The 18,083-nt window shown below is 49.2% G+C and carries 15 protein-coding genes; 11 read left to right on the top strand and 4 right to left on the bottom strand.

The annotated features are described in order from the left end of the window. The first annotated feature begins 169 nt into the window (after nt 1–169). Entirely contained in the window at nt 170–1,858 is a 1,689-nt protein-coding gene (locus tag DXA87_RS00295; protein ID WP_021906026.1) for a glutamine--tRNA ligase/YqeY domain fusion protein, read from the top strand. Between the two features lie 48 nt (nt 1,859–1,906). Then, nucleotides 1,907–3,307, top strand: a complete 1,401-nt coding sequence (locus DXA87_RS00290; protein WP_345941791.1) for a PLP-dependent aminotransferase family protein — start codon at nt 1,907–1,909, stop codon at nt 3,305–3,307. Nucleotides 3,308–3,515: 208 nt separating this feature from the next. Here DXA87_RS00290 and DXA87_RS00285 read toward each other — a convergent pair whose 3' ends face one another. Both DXA87_RS00285 and DXA87_RS00280 read right to left on the bottom strand, forming a co-directional pair. Beyond that, nucleotides 3,516–4,283, bottom strand: a complete 768-nt coding sequence (locus DXA87_RS00285) for an IclR family transcriptional regulator (protein WP_015554838.1) — start codon at nt 4,281–4,283, stop codon at nt 3,516–3,518. Continuing rightward, nucleotides 4,280–4,672, bottom strand: coding sequence for a hypothetical protein (locus tag DXA87_RS00280; protein ID WP_015554837.1), 393 nt, complete (start codon nt 4,670–4,672; stop codon nt 4,280–4,282). The genes DXA87_RS00285 and DXA87_RS00280 overlap by 4 nt, the downstream gene beginning before the upstream one ends. A gap of 414 nt (nt 4,673–5,086) precedes the next feature. On the opposite strand from DXA87_RS00280, the gene DXA87_RS00275 reads away from it, so the two are divergent. Both DXA87_RS00275 and groL read left to right on the top strand, forming a co-directional pair. Beyond that, the gene (locus DXA87_RS00275; RefSeq protein ID WP_015554836.1) at nt 5,087–5,371 is read left to right on the top strand and encodes a co-chaperone GroES; all 285 of its coding nucleotides are present in this window, start codon (nt 5,087–5,089) and stop codon (nt 5,369–5,371) included. A gap of 119 nt (nt 5,372–5,490) precedes the next feature. Next, the gene (gene groL, locus DXA87_RS00270) at nt 5,491–7,116 is read left to right on the top strand and encodes a chaperonin GroEL (protein ID WP_015554835.1); all 1,626 of its coding nucleotides are present in this window, start codon (nt 5,491–5,493) and stop codon (nt 7,114–7,116) included. 119 nt (nt 7,117–7,235) lie between these two features. On the opposite strand, the gene DXA87_RS00265 is transcribed toward groL, so the two are convergent. After that, the gene (locus DXA87_RS00265) at nt 7,236–7,688 is read right to left on the bottom strand and encodes a CYTH domain-containing protein (RefSeq protein WP_117469834.1); all 453 of its coding nucleotides are present in this window, start codon (nt 7,686–7,688) and stop codon (nt 7,236–7,238) included. Nucleotides 7,689–7,927: 239 nt separating this feature from the next. On the opposite strand from DXA87_RS00265, the gene DXA87_RS00260 reads away from it, so the two are divergent. The 7 genes from DXA87_RS00260 to yihA all read left to right on the top strand — a co-directional run bounded on the left by DXA87_RS00260 (nt 7,928) and on the right by yihA (nt 17,271). After that, on the top strand, nt 7,928–9,220 hold the full coding sequence (locus tag DXA87_RS00260) for a DUF975 family protein (RefSeq protein ID WP_117471850.1): 1,293 nt from the start codon (nt 7,928–7,930) through the stop codon (nt 9,218–9,220). A gap of 52 nt (nt 9,221–9,272) precedes the next feature. Next, a complete protein-coding gene (locus DXA87_RS00255; protein ID WP_015554832.1) occupies nt 9,273–9,821 on the top strand; it encodes a DJ-1 family glyoxalase III in 549 nt (182 codons plus the stop codon). Nucleotides 9,822–10,216: 395 nt separating this feature from the next. Next, nucleotides 10,217–11,506 carry a trigger factor gene (gene tig, locus DXA87_RS00250; RefSeq protein ID WP_117469832.1) on the top strand — a complete coding sequence of 430 codons (1,290 nt, stop codon included), beginning with the start codon at nt 10,217–10,219 and terminating at the stop codon, nt 11,504–11,506. A gap of 410 nt (nt 11,507–11,916) precedes the next feature. Then, nucleotides 11,917–12,498, top strand: coding sequence for an ATP-dependent Clp endopeptidase proteolytic subunit ClpP (gene clpP / locus DXA87_RS00245; protein ID WP_015554830.1), 582 nt, complete (start codon nt 11,917–11,919; stop codon nt 12,496–12,498). Between the two features lie 75 nt (nt 12,499–12,573). After that, nucleotides 12,574–13,875 carry an ATP-dependent Clp protease ATP-binding subunit ClpX gene (clpX, locus tag DXA87_RS00240; RefSeq protein WP_117469831.1) on the top strand — a complete coding sequence of 434 codons (1,302 nt, stop codon included), beginning with the start codon at nt 12,574–12,576 and terminating at the stop codon, nt 13,873–13,875. 173 nt (nt 13,876–14,048) lie between these two features. Beyond that, nucleotides 14,049–16,361, top strand: coding sequence for an endopeptidase La (gene lon / locus DXA87_RS00235; RefSeq protein ID WP_117502948.1), 2,313 nt, complete (start codon nt 14,049–14,051; stop codon nt 16,359–16,361). A gap of 229 nt (nt 16,362–16,590) precedes the next feature. Continuing rightward, entirely contained in the window at nt 16,591–17,271 is a 681-nt protein-coding gene (gene yihA / locus DXA87_RS00230; RefSeq protein ID WP_117502947.1) for a ribosome biogenesis GTP-binding protein YihA/YsxC, read from the top strand. Nucleotides 17,272–17,382: 111 nt separating this feature from the next. On the opposite strand, the gene DXA87_RS00225 is transcribed toward yihA, so the two are convergent. Further along, nucleotides 17,383–17,904, bottom strand: coding sequence for a DUF4364 family protein (locus DXA87_RS00225; protein ID WP_015554826.1), 522 nt, complete (start codon nt 17,902–17,904; stop codon nt 17,383–17,385). Between the last annotated feature and the right edge of the window lie 179 nt (nt 17,905–18,083).

Raw genomic sequence — 18,083 nt, 5'->3', positions numbered from 1 at the left:
TGAGAAAAACATGTGAAATTTCCCCTTTAATTCTTCGGAAAAGTGTGATAGTATTAAATATTATATATAACAGTTCGATATCTGGTCCTGCTGGAAAATGGCAGGAGTTAAAATAATAGAAGAAAGATGTACGGGCATGTTATTGAAAAAACGAAATGGAGGAATTGATATGGCTGAGAATATGACACCGGCTGAGGAAACAAAAGAAGTAGTTTCCAAAAACTTTATCGAGCAGGAAATCGATAAAGATCTTGCGGAAGGAGTATATGACCATGTCCAGACCCGGTTCCCACCGGAGCCAAACGGCTACCTTCATATCGGACATGCAAAATCGATCATCTTGAACTCCGGTCTCGCAAAAGAGTACGGCGGAAAGTTCAATCTTCGTTTTGATGATACGAACCCGACGAAGGAGAAGACGGAGTTCGTGCACTCCATCACGGAGGATGTAAAGTGGCTCGGAGCTGACTTTGAGGACAGACTGTTCTTTGCTTCCGACTACTTCGATACGATGTACGAGTGCGCTGTAAAGTTAATTAAAAAGGGAAAAGCTTTCGTCTGTGATCTCTCTGCTGATCAGATCAAGGAATACCGTGGTGACTTCACAACACCTGGTAAGAACAGCCCGTACCGTGACCGTTCTGTCGAGGAAAACCTCCAGTTATTTGAGAACATGAAGAACGGCATGTATAAGGACGGAGAGAAGGTTCTCCGCGCAAAGATCGATATGGCATCGCCGAATATCAACATGCGTGATCCGGTCATCTACCGTGTCGCTCACATGACACACCACAATACCGGTGACAAGTGGTGCATCTATCCGATGTACGACTTCGCTCATCCGATCGAGGACGCGGTTGAGCACATCACACACTCTATCTGTACTCTTGAGTTCGAGGATCACAGACCGCTCTACGACTGGGTCGTAAGAGAGTGCGAGTTCGAGAACCCGCCGCGCCAGATCGAGTTTGCGAAGATGTACCTGACAAACGTGGTAACGGGTAAGCGTTATATTAAGAAGCTCGTTGAGGATGGAATCGTAGACGGCTGGGATGACCCGCGTCTTGTAACGATCGCAGCCCTCAGAAGAAGAGGATACACACCGGAAGCTCTGAGAATGTTCGTAGAACTCGTGGGCGTTTCCAAGGCAAACAGCTCCGTAGACTACGCGATGCTGGAGTACTGTATCCGTGAGGATCTGAAGTTAAAACGTCCGAGAATGATGGCTGTCCTTGATCCGGTAAAGCTGATCATTGACAACTATCCGGAAGGACAGACAGAGATGTTGAGCATCCCGAATAACCTTGAGAATCCAGAGATGGGCGAGCGTGAGGTTCCGTTCTCCAGAGAACTCTATATCGAGCGTGAGGACTTCATGGAGAATCCGCCGAAGAAGTATTTCCGCCTTTTCCCGGGCAACGAAGTACGTCTCATGGGCGCATATTTCGTGACATGCACAGGCTTCGAGAAGGACGAGAACGGAAATGTGACAGAGATCCACTGCACATACGATCCGGAGACAAAGAGTGGTTCCGGCTTTACCGGCAGAAAGGTAAAAGGAACGATCCACTGGGTATCCGCTCCGACAGCCGGAAAGGTAGAGTGCCGTCTCTACGAGAATATCGTCGATGAGGAGAAAGGCAAGCTGAACGCTGACGGAACCCTGAACTTAAATCCGAACTCCAAGACAATCACAACTGCCTATGTAGAGCCAAAACTCATGGAAGCAAAGGCATACGACAGCTTCCAGTTCATGAGAAACGGTTACTACTGCGTAGACTGCAAGGACAGCAAGGAAGGACAGCCGGTATATAACCGTATCGTTTCCTTAAAGAGCTCCTTCAAGCTTCCGAAATAAAGATTTATGGAATTGATCGTACCGTTAAACGTACAGGGGGGGAGACCCTTGTACGAACAGATCTATCAGTATATCAAAGATGAGATCCGAAAGGGCAATATCAGGCCGGAAAAGCAGCTTCCTTCATCCAGGGAGCTTGCGAAGAGCCTGAAGGTCAGCCGGAGCACAACGCAGCTCGCCTACGAGCAGCTGGTGTCCGAGGGCTACCTTGAGGCGGTTCCGAGAAAAGGCTATTTTGCGGCGTCACTGGACGGAATCTTTCCGCCGGTGGCGCAGTCTGTTGCTGCCCGGCCGGATCAGAAAAAAGAGCTGTCTTTGGGCATGAAAAAGGAAAGTGTCCGGGGGCAGCTTTTTCGTGAAAAATTTGAAGTCGATTTTTCTCCCAGAGGCATCGATCTGGAAGGATTTCCCTATGCGACCTGGAGAAAGATCAGCCGCTCGGTCTTAAAAGAAGAGGACAGGGAGCTGTTTTTGAAGGGAGAGCCCCAGGGAGATCTGATCCTCAGGGAGGCGATCCGGGAGTATCTCCATGCAGCCCGCGGCGTAAACTGCGATGTTTCCCAGATCATCATTGGCGCGGGAAACGAATATCTTCTGATGCTGCTTTCCCAGATCATCGGAAGGGACGCGGTGATCGCCATGGAGAATCCCACCTACCGCCAGGCATACCGGGTGCTATCCGGTGTGGGACATAAGGTACTGCCGGTGGGGATCGATAAGAATGGATTCTGCGTGAAGGAACTTGAGGGGCAGGATGTACAGGCAGCCTATGTGATGCCGTCCCACCAGTTCCCGACAGGAACCGTAATGCCGGTGAGAAGAAGACAGGAGCTCCTTTTCTGGGCGGGAGAGCAGCCCGGAAGATACCTGATCGAGGATGACTATGACAGTGAATTCCGTTACAAGGGAAAACCGATCCCGGCACTTCAGGGGATGGACCAGAACGGATGTGTCATCTACATGGGAACATTCTCGAAGGCCATTGCTCCGGCAATCCGTGTGGGATATATGGTGCTGCCGGAGGCGCTGCTGTCGGTATACCTGGCGAAAGGAAGATTTTATTCCTCCACCGTGTCCAGGGTCGACCAGAGGATCCTGGCGAAATTTATTTCCGGCGGATATTTTGAGCGCCATCTGAACAGGATGCGCGAGATCTATAAGGGAAAACATGACGCGCTTTTAGGGGAATTAAAGCCGCTGGAAAAGCGGTTTGAGATCACAGGAGAATTCGCGGGACTTCATGTGCTCTTAAAAGACAGGAAGAAGGAGCCGGAACAGCAGCTTTTAGAAAAAGCAGCAGAAAAAAAAGTCCGCGTCTACGGACTTTCCGGGTTCTATATGGAGAGAGCGCAGGCGAAGGAGATGAGTACGATCGTTCTCGGATATGCAGGACTCACGGAGGAGGAAATCCGAAAAGGAGTAGACCTTTTACGGAAAGCTCTTGAGTAAAGAATAAGCGGATTGGATAGAAGAAAGCTGGTATGCAAAGACGCGCGCCAGCTTTTTTCGGACTTAAGTCAAGATTAGGTTTTACAGACAGCTGCACTGGGGGAGAGATTGGGACAGGGCATATGCTTGTGACCAGGCGTGCATGGGAACAAAGCGCAAAAAAACGGGATACGCATCCGAAAATGCGTATCCCAAGGATTGATTCCGTTTACTGGAACACATCATGCTTCTCATATCCGAGATCGGCGGAGAGGGATGATGCGTAGAACTGTACGAGATCTTTCTGGGTGTCAAGAAACTCCGGAGTATCGACCCGGATCTCCGGGGCGATGATTCCAATGGAACCGGCGAGTTCACCGTCGGAGTTGAAGACCGGTGCCCCGATTCCAAGGGCGTCGGTGACATACTCTCCGTGAGTGATGGCGTAGCCATCCTGGCGGATCTTTTTTAATTCCTCGCGCAGGTCATCCGGGCGGACATGAGGGAAAGCCTGATCGTGGAGAATAATGTTTTTGAAGTATTCGTCGATGAAGGCCGGTGTCTGCCATGCGAGGAGGACCTTACGGATCGCGCCGCAGTGCATATACATCTCATAGCCGAACTCTTCAACAACTTTTAAGTGGCTCGGACCATCTACCTTTTCAATCACAAGTCCCTTATTTCCCACTGGAATTACGAGGTATGCGTCTTCTTTTGTCTGTTTCGCCAGTTGTGCCAGGATACCGTGGGCGGCATCCTGGAGACGGATCCCTCTTGCAGCGGCTTTTCCCAGAGGAATCAGCGCCGGGCCAAGACGGTAGGTGTGGGATCTGTCGTCGCGGATCACATATTTCTTCTCACAGAACGTCTGCAGGATCCGGTGCACCGTGCTCGGGGGCAGATCCATCGCCTCCGCCAGTTCCGCGATTGAGAAATTGCGGTTTTTTTCTTTCAGGACTTCCAATAGCTCCATGGAGCGGAGAAGACTTTGTATCATTCGGTTTTTCCTTCCTCCGTATCGTCCTCAACTACAACGGAGGATGTTTTTTCTTCCGGTACGTTTTCCTCTTTTACAGAGTCTTTTTCGTCTGTGGGTTCCGGACATGCCGTCTCTTCGGAATCTTTAGTCTCTTCTTTTTTTACGGAATCATCCGCAGCGTTTGTGTCTTTTCCGGAATTGATCGTAATATAAGTTCTCTCTGGAGCAGGTTCCGTCTTTTCTTCTGTTTCCTCAGAAGGGGTCTCCTCTTCCTCGTATTCATGAAAATCCTGGTCCAGCTCATCGTTGAAGGATTTTAATTTCAGATAGTAGGAGATACCGGCCGCAACTGCGCCGCCGAGCATCGCGCCAAATGCGATAAGAAGGCCTGATTTCTTTTTTGACATGGTTTATTCTCCTTTCCGCTGCATTACGCGGTTCCGAAAATCTGAGGATTCCGCCTGCAGCCGCCAGTCTGCTATTTATAATCATAATCGAATTCCAGGGAAAATGAAAGACATAATTATGAAAAAAGTTAAAAAAATGTATAAATTATTCAAGTAAATTGCCGGATTTCACCAGAAAACGGGAACTAGACAGCACAGCGGCATGCAGACCCGCAGAGAGGTTCACAAATTTTTCATAAAATAATTAGCACTCGTGACTTGACAGTGCTAACAACATGTGCTATAACATGACTTGTGACGAGGGGTCAGGGAAAAGACCTGAGTCAGACTGAAGAAGATAAAAATGAAAAAGAATTGTGACTGAAATTACAGGATAGTCGCAAGAGCTTGTAAAATGACAAGGAGGAGTCAGTAATGAAATTAGTACCATTATTTGACAGAGTTGTTTTAAAACAGTTAGTTGCAGAAGAGACCACAAAATCCGGTATCGTTCTTCCGGGTCAGGCAAAGGAAAAACCGCAGCAGGCAGAAGTGATCGCTGTTGGTCCTGGTGGAGTTGTTGACGGCAAAGAGATCAAGATGCAGGTAAAACCGGGCGATAAGGTAATCTACTCCAAGTACTCTGGAACAGAAGTAAAGGTAGAGGAAGAGGATTATATCATCGTTAAGCAGAATGATATCCTTGCAGTGATCGAATAATCGGAGAAATTATATCCGGGACCGCGTGTGCGAAGCGCTCAGGGCGGTCTGAAATTCAGAATTCAGAACGAAGTAACCGGAAAATGGTTACAGGAAATCTTGATTGGAGGAATTTTAACATGGCTAAGGAAATTAAATATGGCGTTGAAGCCAGAAAAGCTCTTGAAGCTGGTGTAAATAAACTTGCTGATACTGTCCGCGTAACGATCGGACCGAAAGGAAGAAACGTTGTTCTCGATAAATCCTTCGGCGCTCCGCTGATCACAAACGATGGTGTTACCATCGCGAAAGAGATCGAGTTAGAAGACCCGTTTGAGAACATGGGCGCACAGCTCTTAAAAGAGGTTGCCACAAAGACAAACGATGTTGCCGGTGATGGTACAACAACAGCTACCGTTCTCGCACAGGCGATGGTAAACGAAGGTATGAAGAACCTGGCTGCAGGCGCTAACCCGATCGTATTAAGAAAGGGTATGAAGAAAGCCACAGACGAGGCTGTCAAAGCAATCGCAGAGATGAGCGAGCCGATCAGCAGCAAAGACCAGATCGCAAGAGTTGCAGCAATCTCTGCAGCAAGCGATGAGGTCGGTGAGATGGTTGCAGACGCAATGGAGAAGGTTACAAACGACGGCGTTATCACCATCGAAGAGTCCAAGACAATGAAGACAGAGCTTGACCTTGTAGAAGGTATGCAGTTCGACCGTGGATACATTTCCGCATATATGTGCACAGATATGGAGAAGATGGAGGCAACTCTTGACGATCCGTATATCCTGATCACAGACAAGAAGATCGCTAACATCAACGATATCCTTCCGCTCCTTGAGCAGATCGTAAAGACAGGCGCAAAGCTTCTTATCATCGCTGAAGATATCGAGGGTGAGGCTCTCACAACTCTTATCGTCAACAAGTTAAGAGGTACATTCAGCGTTGTAGGTGTTAAGGCACCGGGCTACGGCGACAGAAGAAAAGAGATGTTAAAGGATATCGCGATCTTAACAGGCGGTACTGTGATCTCCGATGAGCTTGGTCTTGACCTCAAGGATGCTACAATGGAGCAGCTTGGCCGTGCAAAATCCGTTAAGGTTCAGAAAGAGAACACCATCATCGTTGACGGTCTCGGCGACAAGAAAGAGATCGCTGACAGAGTTGCCCAGATCAAGGGCCAGATCGAAGAGACAAAGTCCGATTTCGACAGAGAGAAACTTCAGGAGAGACTTGCGAAACTCGCTGGCGGCGTTGCAGTTATCCGCGTAGGTGCTGCTACTGAAACAGAGATGAAGGAAGCAAAGCTTCGTATGGAAGATGCTCTTGCAGCTACGAAGGCAGCTGTCGAGGAAGGTATCATCGCAGGCGGCGGATCTGCTTATGTTCACGCAGCAGAGAAGGTTGCAGCCGTTGTCAATGAGATGGAAGGCGACGAGAAGACAGGCGGAAAGATCATCTTAAAGGCTCTTGAAGCTCCGTTATTCCATATCGTATCCAACGCAGGCCTTGAGGGCGCTGTGATCGTTAACAAAGTTAAAGAGCTCCCGGTTGGCCAGGGCTTCGATGCTTACAATGAGATTTTTGTTGATATGATCAAAGCTGGTATCCTTGATCCGGCTAAGGTTACAAGAAGTGCATTACAGAACGCAACAAGCGTTGCTTCCACACTTCTTACAACAGAGTCTGTTGTTGCAAACATCAAAGAAGAGACTCCGGCAATGCCGGCAGGTGCAGGCGGAATGGGCGGAATGATGTAATCCATCTCCGAAACTGCAAAATTTTAGGAAAATTAATAAAGCCATCGGCGGTTCTGTGAGCCGTCGGTGGCCTTTTTCATGTAACAGGAAATTCCCTGTCATATAAAAATACGAACAGTTCAGGGCATTTTTGAGAGCCTGCTGTTCTGGTATTCCCCGGACCAGGTTACATCCCGGTCGAACCAGGAGAGAGGCGGGAATTCTCTGGCATCCTCCTCGCTGGTAAACTCGATCTCCGCAAGCATGAGACCGGCGAATTTTCCCTCGAAGACATCGAATTCCACAGTGAGATCCTCACGACCCGGAACCGGGATCAGGTAGCGCTTTTTTGTGAGAATATTTCCGTCAGCTTTTGTGAGAAGATGGGTGTAGGCTTCTTTTGTCAGTGGGAGATTATATTCCTCTCTGGCGAGAAGTCCTTTGGATTTGTAGGTGAGGTAGCAGGTATCGTCCTCTTTACGTACCCGGACTACCGGCTCTGTGCAGAGGTAGGCCTGTTCGATTTCATGACAGGGGAAAGACTCATAGTTTTCAGGCGGGGTCATGACAAGAAATTTGCGTTCGATTTCCATAATTATGTCCTTTCTGGATTTTCGGCTGCTGCCTGCGCAAGGCGGGAACAGTAACATATTGTAATAAATCATACCATATTGCAAGGAAAAAGTAAGGTCTTTTATTTGCAAATATGGTACAATCATTGTAAGAAAAGTTGCTGTTTATGAATGAAAAATCCCCGAACAGCAACAGGAAAAAGAAAAATATCTGGCAACTGGTCATACTTTGATGATGAAAACAGAAGGAGGAACAGCGTATGTGGACAAGGGCAGAATTAAAAGACAGAGCGAAAATGTGTCTGAGCCGTTATTACTGGGCGGCGTTTCTTGTGAGCCTGATCTTTGCGATCCTCAGTGGATTTGGCGGATCGAACGCGAATACCCAGAGGATTACAAGTTATCTGGAGCAGAATGAATCAGGAAACAGTCAGACCGATCAGAGTAGTCTCATCCCTGGCGAACTGGGAGGAGATGGAAGTCTTAGCGGAAATACTGGGAGTGGTCTTGCCAGCGGGATCGAGCTTGTCCCGGGACTTGGTGATGCCTACGGACCGGGAGCCGGAAATGCCGGATCTATGGTTGCGAGCAACCTGTTTTACCGGCTTTTTGCGGGGGCTGTGATCGTTATTGTGATCATTTCCGTCGTGATCGGAATTTTTGTACAGCCATTGTTTGAGATCGGACGAAACAGATTTTATATGGAGAGCCGCGTGACGGGACAGTCGGCGGGCATTGGAAAACTTTTCTGGGGATTTTCCAACGGATATTTAAAGCTTGTGGGGACCCAGTTCCTTCGGGGACTGATCACAGAGAGTGTTGTGATCCTGGCCAGTCTGTTGGGATTTCTTGTGATCTTGTTTAATGGTGTTGAATGGATCGGTAGTGTATTTTGGGCAGTAATGATATGCGCTACGATAGGAGCTTTTGTTTCTGTTTATTTCCAGTACTGCTATCTGATGGTTCCATATATTCTTGCTGAAAACCCGGATATGAAGACGATGGAAGTTTTAAGACTCTCGAAAGAGATGATGGATGGACAGAAATGGAACGCCTTTGTACTCGGCCTTTCCTTCCTGGGATGGCAGCTTTTAGGAACCCTGCTCTGCGGTATCGGAACCTTCTTCGTTCAGCCATATGTGGATGCAACCTTTGCGGAGCTTTACGCAGTGCTTCGCGGACCATATTCGGGACGCCTGAATGGATTCGGAGGGGAACCGTTTGTACAGAATAACGCGCGTTACGGTGGTCAGTATGTGGAGCCGGACAGTGTGAGAGATGTCGGTGAAAGTGGAAATTACGGTGGTTATGGTTTCTATGGAAATGGAAATGGACAGAACCAGAACAGCGCTCCGGACAGCTGGAGTGATGTGCCGAAGGAGACATATAAGTACAACGGACCGGAGCAGACCATCAATCCGTCTGTTTCAGGGCAGGCCGCTGCAAATGACCGCGGAACGGATGTGAAAAAATCGGAAGGTGGACCGGGACGCGGATATTATCTGAATGGAAAATTTTATTCGTATACGGATGATGAGAAAAGCGAGCAGTAACCTCTGGAAAACTTCCGGAGGCAGATTGGCAAAGAAAGGTGAGAAGTTTTAAATGGCAAAAGTATACGCGTTTGTGGCAGACGGCATGGAAGAGGTAGAGTGCCTGGCTGTGTGTGATTGCTTGAGAAGAGCAAAGGTGGATGTGAAGCTTGTATCCATCATGGGAAGAAAGATGGTGACAGGTTCCCATGGATTTAAGATCGAGGCGGACAGCCTGTTCGAGGAAATCACGGACGATGCTGACGTATTGTTCCTTCCGGGCGGACTTGCCGGAACGAACAATCTGAAGGCGCATGAGGGACTTGCAGAGATGTTAAAAGCCCATGCGACAGCAGGAAAACGCCTGGCTGCGATCTGCGCGGCACCGAGTATCTTAGGGGAGCTTGGCCTCGTGAAAGGCCACCGCGCCACATGCTATCCGGGCTTTGAGACGAAGATGGAGGGCGCGGACTGCAGAGGTGACGGCATCATCACAGACCGCCTGATCAGCACCGGGCGCGGTATGGGCTGGGCAATCGACCTTGGTTTAGAGCTTATCAAACTCTTGGTCAGCGAAGAGGAGGCTGAAAGGATCAAGGCAGCGATCCAATACATAAAATAGCCGTATGTTTGTGTAAATACAGGTATTCATCAGAAAGTTTTGGAATGCCCGGTGCACCAGGGCATTCCTTTTTGGCGCGGCAGGCCGCTGAAAGAATGTCAGGAACAGCAGATACGGCAGTCTGCGCCTGGAAAAAATTAAGGAAAACCGTAAAACCCCTGTGTTTTTCTGGAATTTTTACAATTTAGGTCTGGTCTTTTCAAACGTCTTATGTTATAATTCCAAGCGGTGCTATGTGCGCGTGACGGAGAAGTGATGCCTGCGGGCGGATTTTTCGCTGAGCGGCGGTCATAATGCCGGAAAACGTGTAACGCCAAAAAGCGGCAGTTACGAGATTATACGGGCGGGAAATTTCTATTCCCCGCTATCGATATATTTAAGGAGGAACTCATAAAATGAGCGTACAGGTGGAGAATTTAGAGAAGAATACGGCAAAACTTACAATTGAAGTGCCGGCAGAAAAGTTTGAGGAGGCTGTACAGCACTCCTATAATAAGAATAAGGGTAAATTCAATATCCCGGGCTTCAGAAAAGGAAAAGCTCCGTTCAACATGATCAAAAAAATGTACGGCGTTGGCGTATTCTACGAGGATGCTGTTGATGAAGTGATCGACGCAAGCTATCCGGACGCTGCAAAAGAGAGCGGTCTTGAGATCGTTTCCCGTCCGTCTATTTCCATTGAGGAGATCGAGGAAGGCAAAGCTTTCGTTTACACAGCAGTTGTAGCTGTTAAGCCGGAAGTTACTCTTGGCGAGTACAAGGGCGTAGAAGTCCAGAAGACAAAATCTGAGGTTACAGAGGAAGATATCGAGACAGAGATCAAGCGCGCAAGAGAGAAAAACTCCCGCCTTATCACTGTTGAGGACAGAGGTATCGAGGATGGAGATCAGGTAACGATCGATTTCGACGGTTCCGTAGACGGAAAGAGATTTGAGGGTGGCAAGGCTGAGGACTATCCGCTTACGATCGGTTCCCACACATTTATCGATAACTTCGAGGAGCAGTTAATTGGTAAGACAACTGGCGAAGAGTGCGAAGTAAACGTAACATTCCCAGCTGAGTACCATGTAGAAGAGTTAAAGAACAAACCGGCTGTATTCAAAGTAAAAGTAAAAGAGATCCAGAGAAAAGAGCTTCCGGAAGCTAACGATGATTTCGCAAGCGAGGTATCTGATTTCGATACAATGGAAGAGTACAAGAAGGACCTTACAGAGAAGTTACAGGCTGAGAAGATTGAAGCAGCTAAGACAGCGGACGAGGACAAGGTCGTTGCTAAGGTGATTGAGAACGCAACAATGGAGATTCCGGATCAGATGGTTGAGGAGCAGGTAAACGGCATGGTGAACGACTATGCGCGCAGACTTGAGAGCCAGGGAATTTCCTTCAAGCAGTACGTTGAGATCACAGGCATGACAGCTGAGAAGATCGGCGAGCAGATGAAGCCGCAGGCGATCAAGAGAATCCAGACAAGACTCGTTCTTGAGGCAGTTGTAAAGGCTGAGAACATCCAGGCTGACGACGCAGCGGTTGAAGAGCAGTTCGACAAGATGGCTGAGGACTTCAAGATGGATAAAGAACAGATCAAGGGTATGTTCGGCGAAGAGCAGATGGCACAGTTAAAGGAAGACCTTGCAGTTCAGAAAGCAATCGACTTCCTTGTAGCTGAGGCTAAGTTCGTTGACTAAGTAAAGCAACATACTTTACGACTAATCTGCACGGAAAACATGGTGGGGAATGGTCCGACAGAGGGCCAAAAACCACATACAGAGGGGGTTGCTGCGGAGAGTTTTTCTGCGGCAATCCCTCATCGGTTATACAGGGATAGTTCCAAAATATGTGAAAAAAGGTGGATTTCTGCCGGGCCGGTCCCAGACACAGGCGACAGATTCACCGGAAAAGTTACTGTTCACGCCTTGCGCAAACAGTAACTGATTTTGCCGATGCTTCGCATTCCGAATCGGCAAAATCCACTACCGCCACTGTATTGTACGGAATTTTCAGTTCAGAAAATTCCTACCCGTGTACAGTAACCCGGAAAATGCATAAAAAGGAATACTTTGGTAACAGATATAAAAGAAAAGATGGAGGAAAAAATATGAGCTTAGTACCTTACGTGCTTGAATCTACAAGCAGAGGAGAGCGTTCCTACGATATCTATTCCAGATTATTAAAAGACCGTATCATTTTCCTCGGGGAGGAAGTAAACGACGTGACAGCAAGCCTTGTTGTTGCACAGCTTCTTTTCCTGGAGTCCGAGGATCCGAATAAGGACATCAACCTTTACATCAACAGCCCGGGTGGTTCTGTAACGGCCGGTATGGCGATCTATGATACGATGAATTACATTAAATGTGACGTGTGCACCACCTGTATCGGTATGGCTGCAAGTATGGGCGCGTTCCTTCTCTCCAGCGGCGCGAAGGGCAAACGCTTCGCACTTCCGAATGCTGAGGTCATGATCCATCAGCCGTCCGGTGGAGCCCAGGGACAGGCGACAGAGATCAAGATCGTTGCAGAGCAGATCTTAAAGACAAAAGAGAAGCTCAACAAGATCCTGGCTGCAAACACCGGACAGCCGCTCGACGTGATTGCCCGCGACACAGAGAGAGACAACTACATGACAGCCGAGGAAGCTGCCGCATACGGTCTGATCGACCGCGTGATCTCCGGCCACTAGGACCGGACGGCGCGAAGGCGGAAAACAGTGCCGGAGCGCAGCGAGACATAAAGAATTTAGAATTGAGGTGCGAACATGCCAGTAAGACCAGAGGAAAAGATCAGATGTTCCTTCTGCGGAAAGAATCAGGATCAGGTCAGAAAAATGATCGCCGGTACCAACGGCGTCTATATCTGTGATGAGTGTATCGAACTCTGCAGTGAGATCCTTGAGGAAGAACTCGGAAACGAGGAGGAGGAGAGACCGGATTTCTCCGGAATCAACCTCTTAAAACCGAAGGAGATCAAAGAATTTCTGGACGACTATGTGATCGGACAGGATGAGGCGAAGAAAGTTCTTTCCGTGGCTGTTTACAATCATTATAAGAGAATCACATCGAAGATGGAAAGTGATGTTGATCTTCAGAAGAGCAACATCCTGATGCTCGGTCCGACCGGCTCCGGCAAGACTTATCTTGCGCAGACACTTGCGAAGCTTTTAGGTGTTCCGTTTGCAATCGCAGATGCAACGACGCTGACTGAGGCCGGTTATGTCGGCGAGGACGTGGAGAACATCCTCTTAAAATTGATCCAGGCAGCAGATAATGATGTGAGCCGTGCGGAGTACGGTATTATTTACATCGATGAGATCGATAAGATCACAAAAAAATCCGAGAATGTGTCCATTACCCGTGATGTTTCCGGCGAGGGCGTCCAGCAGGCGCTGTTAAAGATTCTGGAAGGTACTGTTGCAAGCGTTCCACCTCAGGGCGGCAGAAAGCATCCGCAGCAGGAGCTGATCCAGATCGATACGACAAACATCCTGTTCATCTGCGGAGGTGCTTTCGACGGTCTGGAGCGGATCATCGAATCCAGACTGGAGACAAGTTCCATCGGTTTCGGCGCGAAGATCGTGGATAAGAAAAATACGGATATCAGCAAGCTGTTAAAGCAGGCGATGCCGCAGGATCTCACGAAATTCGGCCTGATCCCGGAGTTTGTGGGAAGAGTTCCGGTTATGGTATCCTTAGACCTTCTGGATGAGGATGCCCTTGTGCGGATCCTCACAGAGCCGAAGAATGCCCTCGTAAAGCAGTACCAGAAGTTATTCGAGCTGGATGATGTGAAGCTGGAGTTCACTCCGGATGCCGTCCATGAGATTGCCCATATGGCAGTAGAGAGAAAGACAGGCGCCAGAGGACTCCGCGCGATCATGGAATCCGTCATGATGGATACGATGTACGAGGTTCCGTCTGATTCCAATGTGGGAATCTGCACCGTGACGAAGGACGCGGTGGACGGAAAGGAAAAGCCGGAAGTCGTTTACCGCGACGTGACGGTGCCGAAAAAAGCATTGGCCGGAAGATCCAGAAAAGAGAGTAACGGGGAGATCGCGTAACGGACGGCGTTCCCGTATGAGAAAAATTGTACCTGCAGGACCCGTATCCCGCAGATAAGAGGGGCTGCTGCGCACAGAAATGTCACGGCAGCCTTTTTACACAACAGAAATTTGCCCGTAACTGCTGACAGGCATCGGAAAGAAGCCGGGCAGTTGCGTTCATAGGAGAAATAATGGAAGATAAGAAAATTACGATGCCGGCGGTGGCACTCCGCGGACTCACGATCCTTCCGGGAATGGTACAGCATTTCGACATCAGCCGGGAAAAATCGATCCGCGCCATTGAGACAGCCATGATAGGAAACCAGAAGGTATATCTCGTGACCCAGCGTCATCCGGAGCAGGAAACACCTGCGGTCGCGGATCTGTACCAGATGGGAACGATCTCCCAGATCAAACAGCTCGTGAAAATGCCGGGCGGTATCATCCGTGTGATGGTGGAAGGCGAAAAGAGAGCGGCGCTTCTCACTCTGTTTGAGGAGGGACCGTATCTGGAAGCTGAGGTCGAGGAAGCGCCGATGCAGGAAGAACAGCTTACCGACACTGTGAAGGAAGCCATGAGCCGGATCGTTAAGGAAAAATTAGAGGAATTCGGAAACGCGAATCCGAAGGCTGTGAAAGATTTTATCGGAAGTCTTCTTGTGATCACGGATCTGGAGCAGCTTCTGACCCAGACAGCAAATGAATTTCCGTGGGATTTTGCTGTGAAGCAGGAGATGCTGGAGTGTGATTACTGGAGCCATCTGTATGACCGGATCGTGTACTACCTGATGCGGGAACTCGAGATCCTTATGATCAAGCGGGATTATCAGGGAAAAGTGAAGGAGCACATCGATAAGAACCAGAGGGATTATATTTTAAGGGAAGAATTAAAAGTGATCCGTGAGGAACTGGGAGATGACAGCGGGACGGAAGATGCCGATGGATATATGGAACAGCTGGAAAAGCTGAACGCGGACAAGGAAACGAAGGAAAAGATCAAAAAAGAGATCCAGCGTTTCAAGGGCATGCCGGGAGGAAGTCAGGAGGCGAATGTTCTCCGCACTTATATAGAAACGGTGCTGGAGATGCCGTGGAAGAAGGTCTCAAGGGATAATCAGGATATCATTCACGCGAAAGAGATCCTGGAGGAGGACCATTATGGTCTGGAGAAGGTTAAGGACCGTGTACTGGAATTCCTTGCGGTCCGTGCCCTCACAAAGAAAGGCACAAGCCCGATCCTCTGCCTTGTGGGACCGCCCGGAACAGGTAAGACCTCCATCGCGAGATCGGTTGCCCGCGCCCTCGGAAAGAAGTATGTCCGGATCAGCCTTGGCGGCATTCACGACGAGGCGGAGATACGCGGACACAGAAAGACATACGTGGGAGCGATGCCGGGCCGTATCGCCGATGCAATGCGTCAGGCAGGCGTGTCAAACCCGTTAATGCTTTTAGATGAGATCGATAAGGTCTCTGCCGACTATCGGGGAGATGTCTCCTCAGCACTTTTGGAGGTCCTTGATGGGGAGCAGAACGTGAAGTTCCGCGACCACTATCTGGAGATCCCGCTGGATCTCTCAGGCGTTCTCTTTATCGCGACGGCAAATGATGCGTCGACAATCCCGAGACCGCTCCTTGACCGTATGGAGGTTATCGAGGTATCCAGCTATACAGAGAACGAGAAGTTCCATATCGCAAAGAAGTATCTCATTCCGAAACAGTTAGAGAGAAACGGCCTTACGGAGGAGATGCTTTCCTTCAGCGATAAGGCATTGGAGAAGATCATCCACAACTATACGAGAGAGGCCGGTGTGAGAAATCTGGAGCGCCGGATCGGTGAGATCTGCAGAAAAGCGGCGAGGGAGTTTCTGGAAAAGAAGAAAAAAACTGTGCATATCACAGAGGGAAATCTTCAGAAGTATCTCGGAAAAGAGAAGATCACCTTCGAAAATGCCAATGAGGAGGACGAGGTCGGAATCGTAAGAGGTCTTGCGTGGACAAGCGTCGGCGGCGACACACTTCAGATCGAAGTGAATGTAATGCCGGGTGATGGAAAGCTTCAGATGACAGGACAGATGGGTGATGTCATGAAGGAATCCGCGCAGATCGCGCTGACTTACGTTCGTTCCGTGGCAGACCGGTACGGTGTGGAGAGCAGGTATTTTAAGGAACATGACCTGCATTTACATATCCCGGAGGGTGCCGTGCCGAAAGATGGTCCGTCTGCGGGCATTACGATGGCAACAGCCATGCTCTCCGCGGTGACCGGAAAGAAGGTTTGCGCAAGCGTTGCCATGACCGGTGAGATCACATTGAGAGGCCGGGTACTGCCGATCGGCGGTTTAAAGGAAAAGACATTGGCAGCAAGAATGGCACATATGAAGAAGGTTCTCGTACCGGATAAGAACCGTCCGGATATGGCAGAGATCTCGAAGGAGATCACGAAAGGCATGGAGATCGTGTTTGTGAAGACTATGGATGACGTAGTACGCGAGGTGTTCGTGTAATGCCAGGCTACAAAGGTTGGCGGCTTTCTGACAGGTCCTGCCTGTTGGAGAACTGTTGACTCTGGTATGTAAAAACAAGGGTAACGGTTCAGCGGGTCTGCGCATGTGCCGCGCCGACTGTAAGAAAGTATAGTTTGGCAGGCAGAAATCCCAGCGACAAAGTCATTCTGAAATGGATTTTTGCGTGTGACAAGGAAAGTGCTGAAGTGTTACATACAAGGAGAAATATATGGTAATCAGAAATGTGGAACTTGAGACCGTCTGCGGTGTGACGAGCACACTGCCTGAGAACACGCTACCGGAGTTCGCCTTCGCGGGAAAATCAAACGTGGGAAAATCTTCCCTGATCAACGCGCTCATGAACCGGAAGGCGCTGGCGAGAACGTCCTCCCAGCCGGGAAAGACCCAGACGATCAACTTTTATAATATCAACGGAGATCTCTACTATGTGGATCTCCCCGGCTACGGTTACGCGAAGGTTCCGCAGTCTGAGAAGGTAAAATGGGGCAAGATGATCGAGAACTATCTCCACAAGTCCCAGATGTTGAAATGCGTCTTCCTTCTTGTGGACATCCGCCACGAGCCGTCCGCCAACGACAAGACCATGTACGACTGGGTCGTTTACAACGGATTCCGTCCGGTCATCATTGCCACAAAGCTTGACAAGATCAAGCGCAGCCAGATCCAGAAGCAGGTAAAACTCATCCGCACCGGTCTCGGCATGGAAAAACAGGATATCCTGATCCCGTTCTCCGCCGAGACAAAACAGGGCCGGGAGGACATCTGGAATCTTATTGACAAGATGGCAGCAGGAGAAGATCTTCTGACCGCCGAGGAGGAGATCCAGGCAGAGAAAGCTGCGGAGTGGGCGGCGAAGAAGGCGGCGAAAGAGGCGCAGCAGAACCTTTAAATTTTAGAAGTACTGAAAAACGGCATCCGCCGCAGAAATTTCCCTGCGGCAGGTGCCGTTTTCGCGTACAATTCAGAAAATTTGCCGGAGGCAGACTTCAAAACGCATATCTTAACCTTTCATCAAGGTCTTCATCACATAAGCGTAGATATCCTGACTCCGCTCCTTCCAGTGGCTGGCCATAGTCTCAGCTTGATCCTTGTCGGGGACGGAGAGGTCGAAGCCGATGAGGACAGATTTGCCTTCCCGGACTTCACAGTGGACGATATAGTCCTGATTTGTGGATTTATAGAAATCGGAGATGACGCCGACCTCGTTTCTTAAGCGGAATTTGTTCTCCTTTAAGTAGCTGTCGATATCCTCGATGATCGCCGGGGAGATATTGTTTCCGAAGAAGGAGAGAGTGTCATCGCCCTCTTTGGTGATCTCATAGCGGGAGGAGTTGTGGGTGGATTCCATCCGGATCAGCCCCGCTTCTTTCAGTTCGTTTAACGCCTGCTGGAGCGTAAAGTATGTCGTATATTCGTGATCCAGAAAGAAATCCGTGAGCTGGGAGTTTGTCAGCGGAAAATTGACGTGGTCCAGCATGTAGAGGATCATTAATTTGTAGAGCGTGATCGGATCAGATAACATACGCAGGGGCTCCTTTGGCAAAAAATCGTTGGTAACGGTGAAAAATACAGTTACACGGAATCCAGTGATCAGGCGGAACCGGTCTTACAGGCAGAACACGGGAAGCTCCTTTTAATCACTGCGAATACATCTATTTTACAGGTTTCCACAGCGGTATTCAAGCCCTTTTTCCTCCATCG

The organism is Desulfotomaculum sp. OF05-3 (genome assembly GCF_003435535.1).
GTDB lineage: Bacteria > Bacillota > Clostridia > Lachnospirales > Lachnospiraceae > Pilosibacter > Pilosibacter fragilis.
The sequence above is the reverse complement of the archived record's forward strand: the minus strand, read 5'-3'. Positions and strand labels throughout refer to the sequence as shown.

Coding starts and splice junctions, on each gene's coding strand:
- DXA87_RS00295 (WP_021906026.1), top strand. CDS start 170: ATGGCTGAGAATATGACACCGGCTGAGGAAACAAAAGAAGTAGTTTCC.
- DXA87_RS00285 (WP_015554838.1), bottom strand. CDS start 4,283: ATGATACAAAGTCTTCTCCGCTCCATGGAGCTATTGGAAGTCCTGAAA.
- DXA87_RS00280 (WP_015554837.1), bottom strand. CDS start 4,672: ATGTCAAAAAAGAAATCAGGCCTTCTTATCGCATTTGGCGCGATGCTC.
- DXA87_RS00275 (WP_015554836.1), top strand. CDS start 5,087: ATGAAATTAGTACCATTATTTGACAGAGTTGTTTTAAAACAGTTAGTT.
- groL (WP_015554835.1), top strand. CDS start 5,491: ATGGCTAAGGAAATTAAATATGGCGTTGAAGCCAGAAAAGCTCTTGAA.
- DXA87_RS00265 (WP_117469834.1), bottom strand. CDS start 7,688: ATGGAAATCGAACGCAAATTTCTTGTCATGACCCCGCCTGAAAACTAT.
- DXA87_RS00260 (WP_117471850.1), top strand. CDS start 7,928: ATGTGGACAAGGGCAGAATTAAAAGACAGAGCGAAAATGTGTCTGAGC.
- DXA87_RS00255 (WP_015554832.1), top strand. CDS start 9,273: ATGGCAAAAGTATACGCGTTTGTGGCAGACGGCATGGAAGAGGTAGAG.
- tig (WP_117469832.1), top strand. CDS start 10,217: ATGAGCGTACAGGTGGAGAATTTAGAGAAGAATACGGCAAAACTTACA.
- clpP (WP_015554830.1), top strand. CDS start 11,917: ATGAGCTTAGTACCTTACGTGCTTGAATCTACAAGCAGAGGAGAGCGT.
- clpX (WP_117469831.1), top strand. CDS start 12,574: ATGCCAGTAAGACCAGAGGAAAAGATCAGATGTTCCTTCTGCGGAAAG.
- lon (WP_117502948.1), top strand. CDS start 14,049: ATGGAAGATAAGAAAATTACGATGCCGGCGGTGGCACTCCGCGGACTC.
- yihA (WP_117502947.1), top strand. CDS start 16,591: ATGGTAATCAGAAATGTGGAACTTGAGACCGTCTGCGGTGTGACGAGC.
- DXA87_RS00225 (WP_015554826.1), bottom strand. CDS start 17,904: ATGTTATCTGATCCGATCACGCTCTACAAATTAATGATCCTCTACATG.